Origin of the sequence: Prosthecomicrobium sp. N25 (genome assembly GCF_037203705.1) — a bacterium.
Lineage (GTDB): Bacteria > Pseudomonadota > Alphaproteobacteria > Rhizobiales > Ancalomicrobiaceae > Prosthecodimorpha.
Genome location: NZ_JBBCAT010000004.1, coordinates 426,427 through 448,711 on the forward strand (window position 1 = coordinate 426,427; position 22,285 = coordinate 448,711).

Annotated in this window: 21 protein-coding genes; all 21 read left to right on the plus strand. The window is 68.4% G+C overall.

Features of this window, described 5'->3' with window-relative positions; genetic code table 11:
- Positions 1 to 38 precede the first annotated feature (38 nt).
- Positions 39 to 641: an NADH-quinone oxidoreductase subunit C gene (locus WBG79_RS24175; RefSeq protein WP_337359804.1), complete on the plus strand. Its 603-nt coding sequence runs from the start codon at positions 39 to 41 to the stop codon at positions 639 to 641.
- A gap of 67 nt (positions 642 to 708) precedes the next feature.
- Complete coding sequence (locus tag WBG79_RS24180; RefSeq protein ID WP_337359805.1) at positions 709 to 1,899, plus strand: NADH-quinone oxidoreductase subunit D; 1,191 nt, start codon at positions 709 to 711, stop codon at positions 1,897 to 1,899.
- Positions 1,896 to 2,177, plus strand: a complete 282-nt coding sequence (locus WBG79_RS24185; protein ID WP_337359806.1) for a hypothetical protein — start codon at positions 1,896 to 1,898, stop codon at positions 2,175 to 2,177. Before WBG79_RS24180 ends, WBG79_RS24185 begins: the two co-directional genes overlap by 4 nt.
- A gap of 11 nt (positions 2,178 to 2,188) precedes the next feature.
- A complete protein-coding gene (gene nuoE / locus WBG79_RS24190; RefSeq protein WP_337359807.1) occupies positions 2,189 to 3,271 on the plus strand; it encodes an NADH-quinone oxidoreductase subunit NuoE in 1,083 nt (360 codons plus the stop codon).
- Positions 3,272 to 3,326: 55 nt separating this feature from the next.
- The gene (gene nuoF, locus WBG79_RS24195; protein WP_337359808.1) at positions 3,327 to 4,622 is read left to right on the plus strand and encodes an NADH-quinone oxidoreductase subunit NuoF; all 1,296 of its coding nucleotides are present in this window, start codon (positions 3,327 to 3,329) and stop codon (positions 4,620 to 4,622) included.
- 8 nt (positions 4,623 to 4,630) lie between these two features.
- The gene (nuoG, locus tag WBG79_RS24200; protein WP_337359809.1) at positions 4,631 to 6,730 is read left to right on the plus strand and encodes an NADH-quinone oxidoreductase subunit NuoG; all 2,100 of its coding nucleotides are present in this window, start codon (positions 4,631 to 4,633) and stop codon (positions 6,728 to 6,730) included.
- Between the two features lie 12 nt (positions 6,731 to 6,742).
- Positions 6,743 to 7,795: an NADH-quinone oxidoreductase subunit NuoH gene (gene nuoH, locus WBG79_RS24205; protein ID WP_337359810.1), complete on the plus strand. Its 1,053-nt coding sequence runs from the start codon at positions 6,743 to 6,745 to the stop codon at positions 7,793 to 7,795.
- Between the two features lie 10 nt (positions 7,796 to 7,805).
- Positions 7,806 to 8,042 (plus strand): hypothetical protein, encoded by a 237-nt coding sequence (locus WBG79_RS24210; RefSeq protein WP_337359811.1) that lies wholly within the window; start codon positions 7,806 to 7,808, stop codon positions 8,040 to 8,042.
- Positions 8,043 to 8,068: 26 nt separating this feature from the next.
- Positions 8,069 to 8,557 carry an NADH-quinone oxidoreductase subunit NuoI gene (gene nuoI / locus WBG79_RS24215; protein ID WP_337359812.1) on the plus strand — a complete coding sequence of 163 codons (489 nt, stop codon included), beginning with the start codon at positions 8,069 to 8,071 and terminating at the stop codon, positions 8,555 to 8,557.
- Positions 8,558 to 8,634: 77 nt separating this feature from the next.
- On the plus strand, positions 8,635 to 9,249 hold the full coding sequence (locus WBG79_RS24220) for an NADH-quinone oxidoreductase subunit J (protein ID WP_337359813.1): 615 nt from the start codon (positions 8,635 to 8,637) through the stop codon (positions 9,247 to 9,249).
- Positions 9,250 to 9,349: 100 nt separating this feature from the next.
- Positions 9,350 to 9,658 (plus strand): NADH-quinone oxidoreductase subunit NuoK, encoded by a 309-nt coding sequence (gene nuoK / locus WBG79_RS24225; protein WP_337359814.1) that lies wholly within the window; start codon positions 9,350 to 9,352, stop codon positions 9,656 to 9,658.
- A 7-nt stretch (positions 9,659 to 9,665) separates the two neighbouring features.
- Complete coding sequence (nuoL, locus tag WBG79_RS24230; protein WP_337359815.1) at positions 9,666 to 11,783, plus strand: NADH-quinone oxidoreductase subunit L; 2,118 nt, start codon at positions 9,666 to 9,668, stop codon at positions 11,781 to 11,783.
- A complete protein-coding gene (locus tag WBG79_RS24235; RefSeq protein WP_337359816.1) occupies positions 11,783 to 13,297 on the plus strand; it encodes an NADH-quinone oxidoreductase subunit M in 1,515 nt (504 codons plus the stop codon). Before nuoL ends, WBG79_RS24235 begins: the two co-directional genes overlap by 1 nt.
- 121 nt (positions 13,298 to 13,418) lie before the next feature.
- Positions 13,419 to 14,846 (plus strand): NADH-quinone oxidoreductase subunit NuoN, encoded by a 1,428-nt coding sequence (gene nuoN / locus WBG79_RS24240; protein WP_443147506.1) that lies wholly within the window; start codon positions 13,419 to 13,421, stop codon positions 14,844 to 14,846.
- A 1-nt stretch (position 14,847) separates the two neighbouring features.
- Entirely contained in the window at positions 14,848 to 15,672 is an 825-nt protein-coding gene (locus WBG79_RS24245; RefSeq protein WP_337359818.1) for a biotin--[acetyl-CoA-carboxylase] ligase, read from the plus strand.
- Between the two features lie 104 nt (positions 15,673 to 15,776).
- On the plus strand, positions 15,777 to 17,462 hold the full coding sequence (locus WBG79_RS24250) for a ribonuclease J (RefSeq protein ID WP_337359819.1): 1,686 nt from the start codon (positions 15,777 to 15,779) through the stop codon (positions 17,460 to 17,462).
- A 134-nt stretch (positions 17,463 to 17,596) separates the two neighbouring features.
- Complete coding sequence (mce, locus tag WBG79_RS24255) at positions 17,597 to 18,001, plus strand: methylmalonyl-CoA epimerase (protein WP_337359820.1); 405 nt, start codon at positions 17,597 to 17,599, stop codon at positions 17,999 to 18,001.
- A gap of 43 nt (positions 18,002 to 18,044) precedes the next feature.
- The gene (locus WBG79_RS24260; RefSeq protein ID WP_337359821.1) at positions 18,045 to 18,314 is read left to right on the plus strand and encodes a DUF1467 family protein; all 270 of its coding nucleotides are present in this window, start codon (positions 18,045 to 18,047) and stop codon (positions 18,312 to 18,314) included.
- A gap of 564 nt (positions 18,315 to 18,878) precedes the next feature.
- On the plus strand, positions 18,879 to 20,195 hold the full coding sequence (gene proS, locus WBG79_RS24265; protein ID WP_337359822.1) for a proline--tRNA ligase: 1,317 nt from the start codon (positions 18,879 to 18,881) through the stop codon (positions 20,193 to 20,195).
- A 19-nt stretch (positions 20,196 to 20,214) separates the two neighbouring features.
- Positions 20,215 to 21,510 (plus strand): lipoprotein-releasing ABC transporter permease subunit, encoded by a 1,296-nt coding sequence (locus WBG79_RS24270; protein WP_337359823.1) that lies wholly within the window; start codon positions 20,215 to 20,217, stop codon positions 21,508 to 21,510.
- Positions 21,510 to 22,235, plus strand: a complete 726-nt coding sequence (locus WBG79_RS24275; RefSeq protein WP_337359824.1) for an ABC transporter ATP-binding protein — start codon at positions 21,510 to 21,512, stop codon at positions 22,233 to 22,235. The genes WBG79_RS24270 and WBG79_RS24275 overlap by 1 nt, the downstream gene beginning before the upstream one ends.
- Positions 22,236 to 22,285 lie beyond the last annotated feature (50 nt).

Sequence of the window (22,285 nt, forward strand, 5' to 3'; positions counted from 1 at the left end):
GGTGCCCGCCCGCGGACGGGATCAGAGGTGGAAATCCGATGAGCGAGGCTCTGAAGGAACTCGGCGATCACGTCGCCTCCGCGCTCGGGACGAAGGTCTCGGGCTGGGCGGCGGGCCTGGACATGCTGACGCTCGAGGCGACGCCGGAGACGATCCTGGACGTGCTGGCCTTCCTGCGCGACGACGCCCGCTGCCTGTTCATCAGCTTCATCGACATCGCCGGGGTGGACTACCCGGCGCGGCCGAAGCGGTTCGACGTCGTCTATCACCTTCTCTCGCCGAAGCACAATCAGCGCGTGCGCATCAAGGTGCAGACCGACGAGGTGACGCCCGTGCCGTCGGCGACGGGGCTCTTCCGCGGCGCCGACTGGTTCGAGCGCGAGGCCTACGACCTCTACGGGATCCTGTTCACCGGCCACCCGGACCTGCGCCGGATCCTGACCGACTACGGCTTCGACGGCCATCCGTTGCGCAAGGATTTCCCGCTGACGGGCTTCGTCGAGGTCCGCTACGACGAGGAGCAGAAGCGGGTCGTCTACGAGCCGGTCCGCCTCACCCAGGAGTTCCGCAACTTCGACTTCCTGTCCCCCTGGGAGGGGCCGGACTACGTGCTGCCCGGAGATGAGAAAGCGAAGCAGTAGGGGGTGAGCGGCATGCCACCAAGACCTGCTGCCGACTGCCGACTGCCGATTGCCGAGGACCGCCTAAATGGCTGAAGCCCAGCTGCGCAACTTCAACATCAATTTCGGGCCGCAACACCCGGCGGCGCATGGCGTTCTGCGTCTCGTGCTCGAGCTCGACGGCGAGGTCGTGACGCGGGTCGATCCGCATATCGGGCTGCTCCACCGGGGCACCGAGAAGCTGATCGAGGCGAAGACCTACATGCAGGCGGTGCCGTACTTCGACCGGCTCGACTACTGCGCCCCGATGAACCAGGAGCACGCCTTCTGCCTGGCGGTGGAGAAGCTGCTCGGCATCGAGGTGCCGAGGCGCGGCCAGCTCATCCGCGTGCTCTACAGCGAGATCGGCCGCCTGCTCTCCCACCTCCTCAACGTGACGACCCAGGCCATGGACGTCGGCGCGCTGACCCCGCCGCTGTGGGGCTTCGAGGAGCGCGAGAAGCTGATGGTCTTCTACGAGCGCGCCTCGGGAAGCCGCATGCACGCGGCCTATTTCCGGCCCGGCGGCGTGCACCAGGACCTGCCCGACCGGCTGGTCGCCGACATCGGCGACTGGTGCGACCCGTTCCTGAAGGTGGTCGACGACCTCGACGCGCTCCTGACCGAGAACCGCATCTTCCGCCAGCGCAATGCCGACATCGGCGTGGTCAGCCTGGAGGAGGCCTGGAACTGGGGCTTCTCGGGCGTGATGGTGCGCGGCTCGGGGGCGCGCTGGGACCTCAGGAAGTCGCAGCCCTACGAGTGCTATTCCGAACTCGACTTCGACATCCCGATCGGCAAGAACGGCGACTGCTTCGACCGCTATCTCATCCGCATGGAGGAGATGCGCCAGTCGACGCGGATCATGAAGCAGTGCGTGCACCGCCTGCTCGGGTCCGACAAGGTCGGGCCGGTCTCGTCCACGACCAACAAGATCGTGCCGCCGAAGCGGGGCGAGATGAAGCGGTCGATGGAGGCTCTGATCCACCACTTCAAGCTCTACACCGAAGGCTTCCACGTCCCCGAGGGCGAGGTCTACGCCGCCGTGGAGGCGCCGAAGGGAGAGTTCGGCGTCTACCTGGTCTCCGACGGCACCAACAAGCCGTATCGCTGCAAGATCCGCGCTCCCGGCTTCGCGCACCTGCAGGCGATGGACTTCATGAACCGCGGCCACATGCTGGCGGACGTCTCGGCGATCCTCGGTTCGCTCGACATCGTGTTCGGGGAGGTGGACCGGTGATCGCTCGACTTCTCGCAGCCGCCCTGGCGGCCTCGCTGCCCGCGACCGGCGCCCTCGCGCAGGCGCTCGACCAGCAGCCGACGAAGGCGCTCGCCGAGCTCCTCAACGACGGCTTCGCGGTTCTCTCGACGACCGGGAACGGGCGGCCGGGCGAGCTCCTGCTGACGCTGCGGCGCGAGGCGAAGCACTATGTCTGCGTCCTCTCCGAGGTGCGCGGCAACACCTATTCTGAGGCGAAGGCCAAGCCCCTCGCCAATCCCTGCATTCCGCTCAACTGAAGGCCATACCGATGGCAGTGCGCAGACTGGCCCCCGCGGACGTCCAACCGGCGAGCTTCGCCTTCACGGCGGAGAACCTCGCCTGGGCCGACGCCACGATCGCCAAGTATCCGCCGGGCAAGCAGGCCTCCGCGATCATCCCGCTGCTCTGGCGGGCGCAGGAGCAGCATGACGGCTGGGTCCCGGAGGCGGCGCTGCGCTACCTCGCCGACATGCTCGGCATGCAGTACATCCGCGTGCTCGAGGTCGCGACCTTCTACACGATGTTCCAGCTCGCGCCGGTGGGCAAGACGGCGCATGTCCAGGTCTGCGGCACCACGCCCTGCATGCTGCGCGGCTCGGACGACATCATCAAGGTCTGCAAGAGCCGGATCGCTCCGCACCAGCACGAACTCTCCGCGGACGGCGCCTTCTCGTGGGAGGAGGTCGAGTGCCTCGGGGCCTGCGTGAACGCGCCGATGGTGCAGATCTGGTCGGACTGCTACGAGGACCTGACGCCGGAGAGCTTCGAGGCGGTGCTCGACGCATTCGCGCGCGGCGAGAAGCCAGTGCCGGGTCCTCAGAACGGGCGGCACCAGTCCGTGCCCGAGGGCGGGCTGACGACGCTGACCGACCCAGGCCTCTACGACGGTTCCTACCGGGTCAACATCGTCACGGAGACCAAGCCCGCCGAGGCCGTCGTGGCGGAGGCTCCCGCGCCTGCCGCGCCGGCTCCCGCTCCGGCCGCGAAGGCCGAGGAAAAGCCCGCCGCGCCGGCTCCGGCCCCCGAGAAGCCCGCCGCCGCACCGGCCGAGACGGTCGCGGACGAGTTCAAGCCCGAGATGCTGACCGGCCCGCGCGCGGGTGCGGAGGCGGACGACCTGAAGCTCATCTGGGGCGTCGGGCCCAAGCTCGAGGCGATGCTGCATTCCATGGGCGTCTGGCACTTCGACCAGATCGCCGCGTGGACCGACATGAACCTGAAGTGGGTCGACCAGAACCTCGGCGCGTTCCGGGGCCGCGCGGTGCGCGACAAGTGGATCGACCAGGCCAAGAAGCTCGCGAGCGGCTGGCGTCCGTCCGACAAGGACGGCGACCGGCCGCCGGCGGAGTAAGCCGCTCCATGACCGCGCATGCCACCAGACCCCAGTCGGTAAGGATCTGATCGAGATGCTCCAGGACAAGGACCGCATCTTCACGAACATCTACGGTCTTCAGGACAAGAGCCTGAAGGGCGCGATGTCGCGCGGGCTCTGGGACGGCACCAAGGCCATCCTGGACATGGGCCGCGACTGGATCGTCGACCAGATGAAGGCCTCGGGCCTGCGCGGGCGCGGCGGCGCCGGCTTCCCGACGGGCCTGAAGTGGTCCTTCATGCCGAAGAAGTCGGACGGGCGGCCGCACTATCTCGTGGTCAACGCCGACGAATCCGAGCCCGGCACCTGCAAGGACCGCGAGATTCTCCGGAACGACCCGCACCATCTGGTCGAGGGCTGCCTGATCGCCTCCTTCGCGATGGGCGCCAACGCGGCCTACATCTACGTGCGGGGCGAGTTCATCCGGGAGCGCGAGGCGCTGCAGCGGGCGATCGACGAGGCCTACGAGGCCCGGCTGATCGGCAAGGACAACATCCACGGCTGGCCGTTCGATCTCTACGTCCACCACGGGGCCGGCGCCTACATCTGCGGCGAGGAGACGGCGCTGCTGGAGAGCCTCGAGGGCAAAAAGGGCCAACCGCGCCTGAAGCCCCCGTTCCCGGCGAATGTCGGCCTCTACGGCTGCCCGACGACGGTCAACAACGTCGAATCCATCGCGGTCGCGCCGACCATCCTCCGGCGCGGCGGGGCCTGGTTCGCGGCACTCGGCAAGCCGAACAACACCGGCACGAAGCTCTTCTGCGTCTCCGGCCATGTGAACAAGCCGGCGACTTTCGAGGAGGAGATGGGCGTCTCCTTCCGGGAGATGATCGAGAAGCATTGCGGCGGCATCCGCGGCGGCTGGGACAACCTGCTCGCCGTGATCCCCGGCGGCTCCTCGGTTCCGCTGGTGCCCGCGGCGCAGATCGCCGACGCCGCCATGGACTTCGACACCTTGCGCAACCTCGGGTCCGGCCTCGGCACGGCCGCCGTGATCGTGATGGACAAGTCGACCGACATCGTCCGGGCCATCGCGCGGCTCTCCTACTTCTACAAGCACGAGAGTTGCGGCCAGTGCACGCCGTGCCGTGAAGGCACCGGCTGGATGTGGCGCGTGATGGAGCGGATGGTCCGCGGTGAGGCCACCAAGCGCGAGATCGACACCCTCTTCCAGGTGACGAAGCAGATCGAGGGCCACACCATCTGCGCCCTCGGCGACGCCGCCGCGTGGCCGATCCAGGGCCTCATCCGGCACTTCCGGCACGAGATCGAAGCCCGCATCGACGCTCGCGCGGCCCAGTCCGCGCGGCCCCTCGTGGCGGCGGAGTGAGTGGACCCATGGCCAAGATCAAGATCGACGGCATCGAACTGGACGTCGCCCCGGAGGCCACGCTCCTGCAGGCCTGCGAGGCGGCCGGCGCCGAGGTGCCGCGCTTCTGCTTCCACGAGCGTCTGTCGATCGCCGGCAATTGCCGCATGTGCCTCGTCGAGGTGAAGGGCGGGCCGCCGAAGCCGCAGGCGTCCTGCGCCATGTCGGTGCGCGATCTGAGGCCCGGCCCGAACGGCGAGCCGCCGGAGGTCTTCACCAGGACCCCGATGGTGAAGAAGGCGCGCGAAGGCGTGATGGAATTCCTGCTGATCAACCATCCGCTCGACTGCCCGATCTGCGACCAGGGCGGCGAGTGCGACCTGCAGGACCAGGCGATGGCGTACGGGGTGGACACCTCGCGCTACTGGGAGAACAAGCGCGCCGTCGAGGACAAGTATATCGGGCCGCTCGTCAAGACGAGCATGAACCGCTGCATCCAGTGCACGCGCTGCGTCCGCTTCACCAACGAGGTGGCGGGCGTCGGCGACCTCGGCCTGATCTCGCGCGGCGAGGACGTGGAGATCACCACGTACCTGGAAAGCGCGATGAAATCGGAGCTGCAGGGCAACGTGGTCGACCTCTGCCCGGTCGGCGCGCTGACGTCGCGGCCCTACGAGTTTGTGGCGCGGCCGTGGGAGCTCGGCAAGACCGAATCGGTCGACGTGATGGACGCGCTCGGCTCCAACATCCGGGTCGACACGCGCGGCCGCGAGGTGATGCGCATCCTGCCGCGGCTGAACGAGGCCGTGAACGAGGAGTGGATCTCCGACAAGACCCGCCACATCGTCGACGGGCTCAAGACCCAGCGGCTCGACCGGCCGTACATCCGCGGCGCCGGCGGACGGTTGCGCGCGGCCTCCTGGGGCGAGGCGTTCCAGGCGATCGCCTCGAAGGTGACGGCGACGCTGCCGGGCCGCATGGCGGCGATCGCTGGCGACCTCGCGTCGGTCGAGGAGCTCTTCGCGCTCAAGGCCCTGATGACCTCGCTCGGCGTCGCCAGCATCGACGCCCGGCAGGACGGCACGGTCCTGCACCCGTCGATGGGGCGCGGCGGCTACCTGTTCAACGCGACCGTCGAGGGGATCGAGGCGGCGGACGCGCTCCTGATCGTGGGCTCCAATCCGCGCAAGGAGGCGCCGGTCCTCAACGCCCGCATCCGCAAGCGCTGGCGGCAGGGCGGCTTCCGGGTCGCGGCGATCGGCGAGCCGGTCGACCTCACCTTCGAACACGAGCATCTGGGTGCGGGGCCGGAGACGCTGGACGCGCTGATCGCGGGCCGGATCGGGTTCCTGGACGTGCTGAAGGGCGCGAAGCGTCCGCTCATCCTGGTGGGCCAGGGGGCCTTGGCGCGTCCGGACGGCTTCGCGGTCCTGTCGGCGGCGGCGCGGCTGGCGCGGGACGTCGGCGCGGCGACGGACGAGTGGAACGGCTTCTCGGTGCTGCACACGGCGGCCTCGCGGGTCGGGGCGCTCGACATCGGCTTCGTGCCGGGCGAGGGCGGGCTCGACGCGGCCGGCATCATCGCGGCGGGCGAGGGCGGCAAGCTCGACGTGCTGTTCCTGCTCGGTGCCGACGAGGTGCCGCTGCAGGGGCTCGGCGCCACCTTCACGGTCTATATCGGCACGCACGGCGACGCCGGCGCGCACCGGGCGGACGTGATCCTGCCGGGCGCGGCCTACACCGAGAAGAACGGCACCTACGTGAACACCGAGGGGCGGGTGCAGCAGGCCAACCGGGCCGGCTTCCCGCCGGGCGAGGCGCGGGAGGACTGGGCGATCCTCCGGGCGCTCTCCGACGTGCTCGGCAAGCGGCTCCCCTTCGACAGCCTCGCACAGCTGCGCGCCCGCATGGTCGCGGCGCATCCGCATCTCGGCGAAGTGGACGAAATCGTGCCGGCGGATCCCGCCGACGTGCTGGCGCTCGCCGAGCTCGGTGGCACCATGGGGCGCGCGGCGTTCCGCAGCCCGGTCGTGGACTTCTACCTCACGAACCCGATCGCGCGCGCCTCGGCCGTCATGGCCGAGTGCTCGGCGCTCGCGCGGGCCATCACGCGCCAGGCGGCGGAATAAAGGACGGGGACGATGGCCGACTTCTGGGGCAACTACCTCTGGCCGCTGATCGTCATGGTGGCGCAGTCCGTGCTGCTGATGGTGATCCTGCTCGTGGTGATCGCCTACGTGCTCTATGCGGACCGCAAGATCTGGGCGGCGGTGCAGCTCCGGCGCGGGCCGAACGTGGTCGGGCCCTGGGGGCTCTTCCAGTCCTTCGCGGACCTGCTCAAGTTCGTGCTGAAGGAGCCGGTGATCCCGGCGGGCGCCTCGAAGGGGCTCTTCCTGCTGGCGCCGCTCGTGACGGTGATCTTGTCGCTCGCGGCCTGGGCGGTGGTGCCGGTGGCGCCGGGCTGGGTGATCGCCGACATCAACGTCGGCATCCTCTACATCTTCGCGATCTCGTCGCTCGGCGTCTACGGCATCATCATGGGCGGCTGGGCGTCGAACTCGAAGTATCCGTTCCTGGCGGCGCTGCGCTCGGCGGCCCAGATGGTGTCCTACGAGGTCTCGATCGGCTTCGTCATCATCACGGTGCTGCTCTGCGCCGGCACGCTGAACCTCTCGGGCATCGTGCTCGCCCAGCAGACGCGCGGCATCGCCTCGCTGATCGGCCTGCCGTGGCTGACCTTCCTGAACTGGTACTTCATCCCGCTCTTCCCGATGTTCGTTATCTTCTTCATCTCGGCGCTGGCCGAGACGAACCGGCCGCCCTTCGACCTGGTCGAGGCGGAGTCGGAGCTGGTGGCGGGCTTCATGGTCGAGTACGGCTCGACGCCCTACATGATGTTCATGCTCGGGGAATACGTGGCGATCGCGACCATGTGCGCGCTGACCACGATCCTGTTCCTCGGCGGCTGGAGCGCACCGATCGGCCTGCCGCCTTTCACGTGGATCCCGGGCGTGTTCTGGTTCCTGCTCAAGGCGCTCCTGGTCTTCTTCATGTTCGCCATGGTGAAGGCCTTCGTGCCGCGCTACCGCTACGACCAGCTGATGCGGCTGGGCTGGAAGGTGTTCCTGCCCATCTCGCTCGCCTCGGTGGTGGTGGTCGCCGGCTTCCTGCAGCTGACGGGGACGGCGCCGTGAGGGCTCGGTGATGGATCTGTCGCTGCCCGGCGCGATCGGGGCTGGTGTGGGGCTCGCGGTCGGACTGATCGACTATGGGCTGATCGCCATGCTGATCCGGCGGGCGGCGGAGAAGGCGAACGGCGGGGCGGTGGTCGAACGATCGCAGGCCGCGCGGCTCGACCTGATCATGAAGGTGGTGTTCGTGGTCAACTGCCTCGTCTTTGCGGGGCTCGGCTACTGGTTCGGGGCGGCCGTCGGCGGGTGAGCCGCGGGGTCCGGAGGGACGGAAGAATGAAGCTCGATCAGGCTGCGAAAGCCCTGTTCCTGAAGGAGTTCGTGGCGGCCTTCTGGCTGTCCATGCGCTATTTCTTCAAGCCCAAGGCGACGATCAACTATCCCTTCGAGAAGAACCCGATCTCGCCCCGCTTCCGCGGCGAGCACGCGCTGCGCCGCTATCCGAACGGCGAGGAGCGCTGCATCGCCTGCAAGTTGTGCGAGGCGATCTGCCCGGCGCAGGCGATCACCATCGAGGCGGGCCCGCGCCGCAACGACGGCACGCGGCGGACGACCCGCTACGACATCGACATGGTGAAATGCATCTATTGCGGCTTCTGCCAGGAAGCCTGCCCGGTGGACGCCATCGTGGAGGGGCCGAACTTCGAGTTCGCCACCGAGACGCGCGAGGAGCTCTACTACGACAAGGAGAAGCTCCTCGCCAACGGCGCCCGCTGGGAGCGCGAGCTCGCCCGCGCCATCGAGATGGACGCGCCCTACCGCTGAGTTCGACGGAAGGACGGGTCGCGCGCGGCCCGCCGAGGACGTAGAGACAAGCCGGCCCGCCGGCACGGGGAACCACGATGGTCCTGAAAGCCCTCTTCTTCTACCTCTTCGCCACCGTCACGGTGGCGTCGGCCTTCATGGTCATCTCGGCCAGGAACCCGGTCCACTCGGTCCTGTTCCTGATCCTCGCCTTCTTCAACGCGGCCGGGCTCTTCCTGCTCGTCGGGGCCGAGTTCCTGGCGATGATCCTGGTCGTCGTCTACGTCGGCGCGGTCGCGGTGCTGTTCCTCTTCGTGGTGATGATGCTGGACGTCGACTTCGTCGAGCTCCGGCAGGGCTTCCTGCAGTACCTGCCGGTCGGCGGCGTGCTCGGGGGGATCCTGCTCGTCGAGCTGATGATGGTGCTCGGCGGCTGGGCGATCGACCCGGGCATCCTGGCAAAGCCGGTCACGCCGATCCCGGCGCCGGTGGAGATGTCCAACATCGCGGCGCTCGGGCAGGTCCTCTACACGCGCTACGTCTTCTTCTTCCAAGTGTCCGGCCTCGTGCTGCTCGTCGCGATGGTGGGGGCGATCGTGCTGACGCTCCGCCACAAGGTCGGGGTGAAGCGGCAGGACATCGCCCGGCAGGTCTCGCGGCCCGTGTCCGCCTCCATCGAGGTGGTCAAGGTCGAGAGCGGCAAGGGGCTCTGAAATCAGCGAAGGGCGGCCGGCGGGGCAGGGGCTCCCGCGGGGCGCGCGGAAGGAACGTCCGGCGGGCGGCGGTGCCGATCCCGCGTCGAGGGGGTGACCCATGGAAATCGGATTGTCGCACTACCTTTCGGTGGCCGCGATCCTGTTCACGCTCGGGGTGTTCGGCATCTTCCTGAACCGGAAGAACGTCATCATCATCCTGATGTCGGTCGAGCTCATCCTGCTCGCCGTGAACCTCAACTTCGTCGCCTTCTCGGCCTTCCTCGGCGACCTCATGGGGCAGGTCTTCGCCCTCCTGGTGCTGACCGTCGCGGCCGCGGAGGCCGCGATCGGCCTCGCGATCCTGGTGGTCTTCTACCGCAACCGCGGATCCATCGCGGTCGAAGACATCAACACGATGAAGGGTTGAGCGGCCCATGTATTCTGCCATCGTCTTCCTGCCGCTCCTCGGCTTCCTGATCGCCGGCGCGATCGCGCTGTTCGCGCATCCGCGCGGGCCGGACGGCGCCGCCGCGCTCTCCGGGCATGGTCACGACCACGGCCACGGCCATGCCCACGACGAGCACGGTCACGGCGCCGACGACCACGGCCACGGGCACGACGACCACCATCATGCGCCGCCCGGCGCGAGGGTGGCGGAATACGTCACGTCCGGCTTCCTCATCCTGGCGGCGCTCCTCTCCTGGGTCGCCTTCGTGCAGGTGGCGCTCGGCTCGGGCGAGCCGGTGCGCGTGCAACTCCTCACCTGGATCCAGTCCGGCACGCTGTCGGTCGACTGGGCGGTCAGGGTCGACACGCTGACGGCCGTGATGCTGGTCGTGGTCAACACCGTGTCGGCGCTCGTGCATGTCTACTCGATCGGCTACATGAGCCACGACCCGCACAGGCCGCGCTTCTTCGCCTACCTGTCGCTGTTCACCTTCGCGATGCTGATGCTGGTGACCTCCGACAACCTGCTGCAGATGTTCTTCGGCTGGGAGGGCGTGGGCGTCGCCTCCTACCTGCTGATCGGCTTCTGGTTCCAGAAGCCGTCCGCCAACGCGGCCGCCATCAAGGCCTTCATCGTCAACCGCGTCGGCGACTTCGGCTTCGCGCTCGGCATCTTCGGCGTCTACCTGCTGTTCAACTCGATCGAGTTCACGACCATCTTCGCCAACGCCTCGGCGATGGCGGGCAAGACGATCCACTTCCTGAACTGGAACTTCGACGCGCTCACCTGCGTGTGCCTGCTGCTCTTCATGGGTGCGATGGGCAAGTCGGCGCAGTTCCTGCTGCACACCTGGCTGCCGGATGCCATGGAGGGCCCGACGCCGGTCTCCGCGCTCATCCACGCCGCCACCATGGTGACGGCGGGCGTGTTCATGGTGGCCCGGCTCTCGCCGCTCTTCGAACTGGCGCCGACGGCGCTGGCGGTGGTCACCTTCATCGGCGCGACCACGGCCTTCTTCGCCGCCACGGTCGGGCTGGTGCAGAACGACATCAAGCGGATCATCGCCTACTCGACCTGCTCGCAGCTCGGCTACATGTTCGCCGCGCTCGGGGTCGGGGCCTATTCGGCCGGCATCTTCCACCTGTTCACGCACGCGTTCTTCAAGGCGCTCCTGTTCCTCGGGGCGGGCTCGGTGATCCATGCCGTCTCGGGCGAGCAGGACATCCGGAAGATGGGCGGGCTCAAGGACAAGATCCCGCTCACCTACGCGATGATGGTGGTCGGGACCCTGGCGCTGACCGGCTTCGGCGTGCCCTTCAGCCAGCTCGGCTTCGCGGGCTTCAACTCCAAGGACGCCATCATCGAGAGCGCCTATGCGGCGCACGGGACCTTCGCCAGCTACGCCTTCGGGCTCCTGGTGATCGCCGCGCTGTTCACGTCCTTCTATTCCTGGCGGCTCATCTTCGTGACCTTCTGGGGGACGCCGCGCGCCGACGCCCATGTGATGGAGCATGTGCACGAGAGCCCGCCGGTGATGACGGTGCCGCTCATGGTCCTCGCCTTCGGGGCGGTCTTCGCCGGGATGCTGTTCACCGGCCTGTTCCTCGGCAACGGCCACGGCTGGGAGGCCATCAAGGGCTCGTACGACGCGTTCTGGAAGGGCGCCCTCTTCATCGGACCGGAGAACCGGCTCCTCGAGGAGAGCCACGAAGTGCCGCTCCTCGTGAAGGCGCTGCCCTTCATCGCGATGCTGATCGGCCTCGTGACGGCCTACCGGTTCTACGTGGTCGACCCGTCGATCCCGCGCGCGCTGGCGGAGCGCCACCAGCCGCTCTACCGGTTCCTGCTCAACAAGTGGTACTTCGACGAGCTCTACGACTTCCTGTTCGTCCGGCCGGCGAAACGCCTCGGGCGGTTCCTCTGGAAGGAGGGCGACGGGCGGGTCATCGACGGGCTCGGGCCGGACGGCATCTCGGCGCGGGTCGTCGACGTCACCCAGCAGGTCGTCCGGCTGCAGACCGGGTACCTCTACCACTATGCCTTCGTCATGATGATCGGCGTGGCCGCGCTCGTGACCTGGATGATGCTCGGAGGAGCGCGCTGATGTCCGGCTGGCCCCTTCTGTCCATCGTCACGTTCCTGCCGCTGGTCGGCGTCTTCTTCATCGCTCTGGTCACCGGGGAGGATGCGGTCGCGCGCCAGCGGATCCGGACCATCGCGCTGATCACGACGGTCTTCACCTTCCTGGTCTCGCTCCTGATCCTCGGCCGCTTCGATCCCGCCAACCCGGGCTTCCAGCTCGTGGAGAAGACCGCCTGGATCGGCGGCTACTTCAACTACCACATGGGCGTCGACGGCATTTCGGTGCTGTTCGTCATCCTGACCACGTTCCTGATGCCCTTCTGCATCCTGGCGAGCTGGGAGAGCGTGGAACGGCGCGTGCAGGAGTACATGATCGCGTTCCTGGTGCTCGAGACGCTGATGATCGGCGTCTTCACGGCCCTGGACCTCATGCTCTTCTACGTGTTCTTCGAGGCCGGCCTGATCCCGATGTTCATCATCATCGGCGTCTGGGGCGGGCCGCGGCGGGTCTATGCGTCGTTCAAGTTCTTCCTCTACACGCTGCTCGGCTCGATCCTGATGCTGGTGGCGATGATCGCCATGTACTGGCAGGCCGGCACGGCGGACATTCCGACGCTCCTGCAGCATTCGTTCCCGGCCGGCATGCAGACCTGGCTGTGGCTCGCCTTCTTCGCCTCCTTCGCGGTCAAGATGCCGATGTGGCCCGTGCACACCTGGCTCCCCGACGCGCATGTCGAGGCGCCGACGGCGGGTTCGGTGATCCTGGCCGGCATCCTCCTGAAGATGGGCGGCTACGGCTTCCTGCGCTTCTCGCTGCCGATGTTCCCGCTCGCCTCCGAGCACTTCGCGCCGCTCGTCTTCACGCTGTCGGTCGTGGCGATCATCTACACCTCGCTCGTCGCGCTGATGCAGGAGGACATCAAGAAGCTGATCGCCTACTCGTCGGTCGCCCACATGGGCTTCGTGACGATGGGCATCTTCGCGGCGAACCAGCAGGGCGTGCAGGGCGCGATCTTCCAGATGATCAGCCACGGCTTTGTGTCCGGCGCGCTGTTCCTCTGCGTGGGCGTGGTCTACGACCGGATGCACACCCGCGAGATCTCGGCCTATGGCGGCCTCGTCAACCGGATGCCCTGGTACGCGGTGGCGTTCCTGGTCTTCACCATGGCGAATGTGGGCCTGCCGGGTACGTCGGGCTTCGTCGGCGAGTTCCTGACGCTGATCGGCGCCTTCCAGGCGAACACCTGGGTGGCCTTCTTCGCCACCACGGGCGTGATCCTGTCGGCCGCCTACGCGCTCTGGCTCTACCGCAAGGTCGTGTTCGGCGCGCTCACCAAGCCGAGCCTCGCCGGCATCCTCGATCTCGACCGGCGCGAGATGGCGGTGGTCTATCCGCTCGTCATCGTGACGGTCCTCTACGGGGTCTGGCCGGCTCCGATCCTGAACACCATCGCGGCCTCGAGCCAGGCGCTGGTGACCAAGTACCACGCGGCGATCGAGGCGGCGGTGAAGACCGCCGCGGCGGTCGCGCACTGACGCGGTCCGGCCCGGGCGACCGGGCCCGGCCGAGGCCTGCCGGCCGGCAGGCGCCACCGATCCTCGGGACGCGCGGCCCGCCGCCGCGCCGTTCCGGCACTCGAAGGGAATGACGCTCGTGATGGCTGCCCCCGCTTTCGGCCCGGCGCTGCCGGAAATCCTCCTCGCGATCGGCGCGATGGCGCTCCTCATGTGGGGCGCCTTCTCGGGCGAGCGCTCGGGGCGGCCCGTGGCCTATGGCGCCATGGGCCTGATCGCGGTGGCCTTCCTGGTGCTGCTCCTGTCGCCGACTCTCGGGACGACCTTCCAGGGCGCCTTCATCCTCGATCCCTTCGCGCGGCTGATGAAGCTGATGGCGCTGGCGGGCTCTGGCTTCGCGATCTGGATGAGCCTGGACTTCGCGCGCCGCGAGGGCTTCGAAAGCTTCGAGTATCCGGTGCTGATCCTGCTGGCGACCGTCGGCATGATGCTGATGATCTCGGCCGGCGACCTGATCGCGCTCTATCTCGGGCTCGAATTGCAGTCGCTCGCCCTCTACGTGATCGCCTCGATCAACCGCGACAACGTTAAGTCGACCGAGGCGGGCCTCAAGTACTTCGTGCTGGGCGCGCTTTCGTCGGGCATGCTGCTCTACGGCGCCTCGCTCACCTACGGCTTCACGGGCCAGACCACCTTCGCGGGGATCTCGGCCGTCCTGCAGGCGCAGGGCTCGTCGCTCGGCCTCGTCTTCGGCATCGTCTTCGTGCTGGCCGGCCTCGCCTTCAAGATCTCGGCCGTGCCGTTCCACATGTGGACGCCGGATGTCTACGAGGGCGCGCCGACGCCGGTGACGGCCTTCTTCGCGGCCGCCCCGAAGGTCGCGGCGCTGTCGCTGCTCACCCGCGTCGTCATCGACGGCTACGGGCCCGTGACCAAGGACTGGCAGCAGATCCTGGTTTTCGTCTCCGTCGCCTCGATGCTGCTCGGCTCCTTCGCGGCGATCGGGCAGCGCAACATAAAGCGGCTGATGGCCTATTCGTCGATCGGCCACATGGGCTACGCGCTGGTCGGCCTTGCCGCCGGCACCCAGCAGGGCGTGGAGAGCGTGATCGTCTACATCGCGATCTACCTCGCGATGACGCTCGGCACCTTCGCGTGCATCCTGTCGATGCAGCGGCGGGACGGGCCGGTGGAGGACATCGCGGAACTGGCGGGCCTCAGCCGTACGAAGCCGATGATGGCCTTCCTGCTCGCCATGCTGATGTTCTCGCTCGCCGGCATCCCGATCCTCGCCGGCTTCTTCGGGAAGCTCTACGTCTTCCTGGCCGCCGTGCAGGCCGGGCTGGTGACGCTCGCGGTGATCGGTGCGGTGACCAGCGTGGTCGGCGCCTACTACTATCTCCGCATCGTCAAGATCATGTATTTCGACGAGCCGGCGCCCGCCTTCGAGCCGATGGCCTTCGAGATGAAGGTGGTGCTCGGGCTCTCCGGCGTCTTCGTGCTCGCCTACGTGGTGATCGCCAACCCGATCGGCAACGCGGCGGCGGCGGCGGCGAAGAGCCTGTTCTGAGATGACCGGGCCGGGAGCGGACCCGGCGCTCGGGGCGAAGGCGATCGGCGCTGGATACCGGCTCGCCGCCTTCGAGACGATCGGGTCGACCAACAGCGAGGGTCTGGCGCGCGGCCGGTCCGGGGATCCGGGCCGGCTTTGGCTCGTCGCCGGGGAGCAGACCGCCGGGCGCGGGCGCCGCGGCCGGGCATGGTCGAGCCGGCGCGGCAACCTGGCGGCAAGCCTGCTCCTCATGAGCGACGCGCCCGCGACGGCGGTCGCGACGCTCGGCTTCGCCGCCGGCGTGGCTCTCGTGACGGCCCTCGACGGGCTGCTCCCAGAGGGGGCGCGCGGTCGTGTCGCGCTGAAATGGCCCAACGACGTGGTAGCGGATAGGAAGAAGCTCGCCGGCATCCTGCTCGAGGCGGAGCCGGCCGGACCCGGGCGGCTGGCGGTCGTCGTCGGCATCGGCGTCAATGTCGTGTCGGCGCCGGACGACCTGGCCTATCCGGCCACCGCGGTCGCCGCGCTCGGCGGCGCGCCGTCCGCGGCGGCCCTGTTCGCCGGGCTGTCGGACGCGTGGGTCGATGCGGAGCGGCTCTGGGACGGCGGCGCGGGACTGGACCGCCTGCGGCGGGCATGGCTCGCCCGGGCGCATGGGCTCGGGGCGCCGGCCTCGGTCCGGGTCGGCAGTCGCCACGTGACCGGGGTATTCGAAACGCTCGACGAAGAGTGCCGGCTGGTCATCCGGCAGGCGGACGGGCGACGGGAAACGGTCGCGGCGGGCGAAGTGCATTTCGGAGAAGCTGCATCTGTTCCCGTCGACCCGGGCGTCGCGCCGGGGTAGCTAGGACAGGAACCAACTCGGACTCCTGCGATCGGGCCGGGGTCTCGGATCGCGGGCCACCTCCGGTGCGAGGGGCTCAAGCGCAAGAACAGGACGGTCGGGACATGGCAAAGCGGCGTACGGGCGACGAGCTCGTCTTCCTGCCCCTCGGGGGCGTCGGCGAGATCGGAATGAACTTGTCGCTCTACGGCTTCGGCCCGGACGGGAACCGGCAATGGATCATCGTCGACTTCGGGATCACCTTCGCGAACGAGTTCGACGAGCCGGGTGTCGACCTGATCTTCCCGGACCTCCGCTTCGCGGAGGCGGAGCGGAAGTCGATCCTCGGCATCATCATCACGCATGCGCACGAGGACCACTTCGGGGCGCTTCTCGACCTCTGGCCGAGGATCAAGGCCCCGGTCTACATGACCCCCTTCGCGGCCGGGCTGCTGGCCGCCAAGGCGGAAGGCCACGCGGGGGCACCCGACATTCCCGTCAAGTCCTACAAGGCGGGTGACCGCTGGCGGCTCGGGCCCTTCGACATCGAGGCGATCAACGTCGCCCATTCGATCCCCGAATCGAACGCGCTGGCGATCCGCACGGGGCTCGGCACCGTGCTGCACACCGGCGACTGGAAGATCGACGCCACGCCGGTGCTCGGCCATCCGACCGACTTCGAGCGGATCGGGGCGATCGCGGCTGAGACCGGCATCCGGGCGCTGGTCGGCGATTCCACCAATGCGGTCCGGGAGGGGATCAGCCCGAGCGAGCGGGAGGTGGCTGCCTCGCTCACGGAGATCATCGGTCAGGCGCCGGGCCGGGTAGCGGTGACCACCTTCGCGTCGAACGTCGGGCGCATCCGGGCGGTGGCGGAGGCCGCCGCGGCGACCGGCCGGGACGTGGTCGTGCTCGGCCGGGCGATGCACCGGTCCCTCGACGTGGCCCGCGAGCTGGGTCTGCTCGACGGGATCAAGCCATTCCTGGGCGAGGACGCCTACGGATACCTGCCCCGGGACAAGGTCGTCGCCCTGATGACCGGCAGCCAGGGGGAGCCGCGGGCGGCGCTCGCCAAGGTGGCGACGGGGGAGCACCGGAACATCACGCTGGCCCCCGGCGACACGCTGATCTTCTCCTCGCGGACGATCCCGGGCAACGAGAAGTCCGTCAACGCGATCCAGAACGCGCTCGCCGGCAAGGGGGTGCGCATCCTCACCGACCGGGACGCGCTCGTGCACGTCTCCGGCCATCCGCGCCGGGGCGAACTGGCGCGCATGTACGAGTATGCCCGTCCGGAGGTGGCCGTGCCGGTGCATGGCGAGGCGGTGCACCTCAATGCCCATGCGGACCTCGCACGGCACGTGGGGGTGCCCGAGGTGGTGGTCGGCGGCAACGGCAAGATGATCCGGCTGGCGCCGGGGCCAGCGGGCATCGTCGACGAGGCCTTCGCGGGCCGCCTCTTCAAGGACGGGCGGCTGGTGGTCCTGCCGGACGCGTCGGGCGTGAAGGAGCGGCGCAAGGCGTCCTTCGCGGGCGTGGTCGTCGTGTCGCTGGCCCTCGACGGCAAGGGCGGCATCGCGGCGGACCCGGAGGCGGTGCTGATCGGCATTCCGGACGAGGACCAGCGCGGCGAGGATTTCGAGGACGTGGTGATCGACGCGGCGGAATCGACCCTCGAGGGCTTGTCGCGGCCGCGCCGCCGGGACCTCGACACGGTGGCGGAAGCCATCAAGAAAGCGGTCCGGGCGGCGGTCGCGGAGCGGTGGGGCAAGAAGCCGATCGTCGAGGTGGTCGTCCACGAGGTCGACTGAGCGGGCGAGGCCGGGCAGGGGAGCGGCGATCGGTCCCGCCCCCGCGCGCGGGCTTTCGCCGAAGGGCCGGGTTGCCGGGCAAGGCGGCGCGGCCTACATCCGCGGCACCAGAACGCCAAAGCGGGAGCCGGGCCATGATCGGACGCCTCAACCACGTCGCCATCGCGGTGAAGAACATCGAGGCCGCCTCGGCGGTCTACCGGGGGTCGCTCGGCGCGAAGGTGACCGCGCCGACGCCGCAGCCGGAGCATGGCGTGACGGTGGTCTTCATCGAGCTGCCCAACACCAAGATCGAGCTCCTGGAGCCGCTCGGGGCCGACTCGCCCATCGCCAAGTTCCTCGACAAGAACCCGGACGGCGGCATCCACCACGTCTGCTACGAGGTCGACGACATCCTGGCGGCCCGCGACCGCCTGAAGGCGGAAGGCGCGCGGGTGCTCGGCTCGGGCGAACCCAGGATCGGGGCGCACGGCAAGCCCGTCCTGTTCCTGCACCCCAAGGACTTCTGCGGCACGCTGGTGGAACTGGAGCAGGCCTGAGCCAAGGCCCGGCCCGCGACGGGCGGCCGACCCGGAGAGGATCATGGCATTCGGAACAGGGCTCGCGGTCTATTTCGTGATCTGGTGGCTCACCCTCTTCGCGGTGCTTCCCTTCGGGGTCACCTCGCAGCACGAAACCGGGGAGATCACCCCGGGCAGCGAGCCGGGCGCGCCGGCCGTGCCGAGGCTGCTCGTGAAACTCTTTTGGACCACCGTCGTCTCGGGGGTGATCTTCGCGGGCTTCGTGGCCGTAAGACAATCGGGCCTGACGCTCGAGGACATTCCGCTGCCGGGCTATCCGGGGCGAAGCTGAGCCGGCGTGCAGGCAATAAAAAAAGCAAGGCGGAGACCGCCTTGCTTTCTGATAGTTGCGCGTCCCAACCCCATTCCGTCCGCCTTCAAGCTCCTGACTGCGAGAAGCGACGGTGGCAGCAGCCTTACGGCGCGCCGGGGTTGTTTCCTCCCAAGACTTAGACCGCGATGCCTCGTTCGGGTCTCACGAAGGCCGGGCTGTTGATCAACCCTGGCGGACCCTGTTCTTATGGTTCGAGACCATATCGTGGCGAATTCGGTTTGTCACCATTTTGTGCAGCCGCAGCCCATGTTTTTTGCGTAGGGCAGCGAAAAGTCAGACCTTTGAATCGGTTAGCAATACGATTTCCTGGGGTCCGGTGCTCCAAAATGGAAATTTCGTAATTACAGCATGCGTTTCGGGGGGCGCCAAGGCCGCTCGGCGGCAGGCGGTGCCCGGGCCACGCGGCGGGGGCCGCCGATCCTGCTGCGCCCTTGTGTTTTCGCGGAGCATGGGGTTTCAGTGTCGGGCCCCGCCGCCGCGGTGGATTCCGTTCGACCCAGCCGACCGTTCCGAGGCCGTCCGATGCGCCTGTCCCGCTATTTCCTTCCCATCCTCCGGGAGACGCCCAAGGAGGCCGAGATCGTCTCGCACCGGCTCATGCTGCGCGCCGGCATGATCCGCCAGCAGTCGGCCGGCATCTATTCCTGGCTGCCGCTGGGCTACCGGGTGCTGACCCGGATCGGGCAGATCGTGCGCGAGGAGCAGAACCGGGCCGGCGCCCTGGAACTGCTCATGCCGACCATCCAGTCGGCCGACCTGTGGCGCGAATCCGGGCGCTACGACGACTACGGCAAGGAGATGCTGCGCATCGAGGATCGGCACGAGCGCGAGATGCTCTTCGGGCCGACCAACGAGGAGATGATCACCGAGATCTTCCGCTCCTACGTGCGCTCCTACCGCGACCTGCCGCTCAATCTCTACCATATCCAGTGGAAGTTCCGGGACGAGGTGCGGCCCCGCTTCGGCGTGATGCGCGGGCGCGAGTTCCTCATGAAGGACGCCTACTCGTTCGACGTGGACCAGGAGGCGGCCCGCCACGCTTACAACAAGATGTTCGTCGCGTACTTGCGCACCTTCGCGCGCATGGGCCTCAAGGCGATTCCCATGCGGGCGGATTCGGGGCCGATCGGCGGGGACATGAGCCACGAATTCATCATCCTGGCGTCGACCGGTGAGAGCCAGGTGTTCTGCGACCGCCGGCTGCTCGACATGCCCATCCCCGGCGCCGACACCGATTTCGACGCCGACCTCTCCGGCATCGTGCGGGACTGGACGACGCGCTACGCCGCCACCGAGGAGAAGCACGACCCGGCGGCCTTCGAGGCCCTGCCGGAGGCGGACCGGATGGCGGCGCGCGGCATCGAGGTCGGCCACATCTTCTATTTCGGCACCAAGTATTCCGAACCCATGGGGGCGAAGGTCGCCGGCCCGGACGGAGCGGAGAAGCCGGTGCACATGGGCTCCTACGGGGTCGGCGTGTCGCGGCTGGTGGCCGGCATCATCGAGGCGAGCCACGACGAGGCGGGGATCGTCTGGCCGGACGCGGTGGCGCCCTTCGATGTCGGGCTCGTCAACCTGAAGGTCGGCGACGCGGCGACGGACGGGGCCTGCCTCGACCTCTACCGGCGGCTCGGCGCCAAGGGCAAGGACGTGCTCTACGACGACACCGACGGCCGGGCGGGTGCCAAGTTCGCCGCCATGGACCTGATCGGGCTGCCGTGGCAGCTGATCGTCGGCCCCAAGGGCCTCGCCGAGGGCAAGGTCGAACTGAAGCGCCGGGCGACCGGCGAACGCGAGACCCTGTCGCCCGAGGCGGCCGTCGCCCGCCTGACCGCCTGAACGGAGACCTGTTGAGCCGATGGCCGTTGCCGATGCCGTGAGGACCGACGCCGAGCCGACCGAGACCCGGCCCTTCTCGCCCTTCGAATGGATGATCGCCTGGCGCTACCTGCGTTCGCGCCGGCGCGAGGCCTTCATCTCCATCATCGCCGGCTTCTCCTTCGTCGGCATCATGCTCGGCGTCGCCACGCTCATCACCGTCATGGCGGTGATGAACGGGTTCCGCGAGGAGCTGCTCGGCAAGATGCTCGGCCTCAACGGCCACATGATCGTCATGCCGACGGACGCGGCCTTCACCGACTTCGACGAGGTGGCGAGCCGCATCGGCTTCGTCGAAGGCGTGAAGTTCGCAATTCCCTTCGTGGAGGGGCAGGCGCTCGCCTCCGGCCCGGCCGCGGCGCTCGGCACGCTCGTGCGCGGGATCAAGAAGGAGGACCTGGACAAGATCACGCTCGTCTCGGGCAACGTGCAGCAGGGCACCCTCGAGGGCTTCGACCAGAGCAAGGGCGTGGCGGTGGGCGAGAAGCTCGCCGAGAAGCTGGGCCTGAGGCTCGGCGATCCGATCACGATCGTGACCCCGCGCGGCAACGTCACCCCGATGGGCGTGACGCCACGCGTGAAGGCCTTCCCGATCGTGGCGATCTTCAAGGTCGGGATGTCGGAATACGACGCCGCCTTCGTGTTCATGCCCTTCGTGCAGGCGCAGGCCTATTTCAACACGGACGACAAGGCCTCGGCGGTCGACGTCTTCGTGCAGGATCCCGACAAGGTCGGCGACATGCGCAAGGCGGTGGAGATCGCGGCGCAGCGGTCGGTCTTCGTCACCGATTGGCGATTCCGGAACGTGACCTTCTTCTCCGCGCTGGAGGTCGAGCGGAACGTCATGTTCCTGATCCTGACGATGATCGTGCTGGTGGCGGCGCTCAACATCATCGCGGGCCTGACCATGCTGGTGAAGGACAAGTCGCGCGACATCGCGATCCTGAGGACCATGGGGGCGGAGCGCGGCTCGGTCATGCGCATCTTCTTCATCACCGGCGCTGCGATCGGGACTACGGGCACGGCCGCGGGGGTGCTGCTGGGATTCCTGATCTGCCGCAACATCGAGGGCGTGCGCCAGTTCCTGTCCTGGGTGCTCGGCACCAACCTGTACCCGCCGGAGATCTATTTCCTGTCGCGCATGAAGGCGGTGATGCACACGGGCGAGACCGTCTCGGTGGTGCTGCTGGCGCTCGGGCTGTCGCTGCTCGCCACCGTCTATCCGGCCTGGAAGGCGGCGCGGCTCGATCCGGTCGAAGCGCTGAGGTACGAGTGATGGCGATGCAGGCGGTCGAGCGGGAGACGGCGGTTCCGGCCCCTGCGGGTGCGCCGGCGCTGGTGCTGTCGGGCGTGGAGCGGCGCTATCCGGAGGGGAGCCGCTTCCTGGAAGTGCTGCGGGGGGCGGACCTGGTGCTGCGGCCGGGCGAGGTCGTCGCCCTGATCGCGCCGTCGGGCGCGGGCAAGTCGACGCTCCTGCACGTGGCGGGCCTCCTGGAGCGGCCGGACGGCGGCGAGGTGATCGTCGGCGGCGTGTCGGCCGGCAAGCTCGACGACAAGGGCCGGACGCGGATGCGGCGGCTGGAGATCGGCTTCGTCTACCAGTTCCACCACCTTCTGCCCGAGTTCACCGCGCTCGAGAACATCATGATGCCGCAGCTCATCCGCGGCCTCGACCGGGCGACGGCCGCGAAGCGTGCGCTCGAGCTCCTCGACTACATGAAGCTCGGCGAACGCGCCACGCACCGGCCGACGGAGCTGTCCGGCGGCGAGCAGCAGCGCGTCGCCATCGCGCGTGCGGTCGCCAACGCGCCCCGGCTCCTGCTCGCCGACGAGCCGACCGGCAACCTCGACCCGAAGACCGCCCACTACGTCTTCGACGCCCTGTCCGCCCTCGTGCGCGCCTCCGGCCTCGCCGCCCTGATCGCGACCCACAACATGGACCTCGCCGCCCGCATGGACCGGCGCATCACGCTCGGCGACGGCAAGATCGTCGAGATGTGAGTGCGGGGAGCCCCGGCGGGGCTCTCGTTTCGCATCCCCGGCCGAAGCGA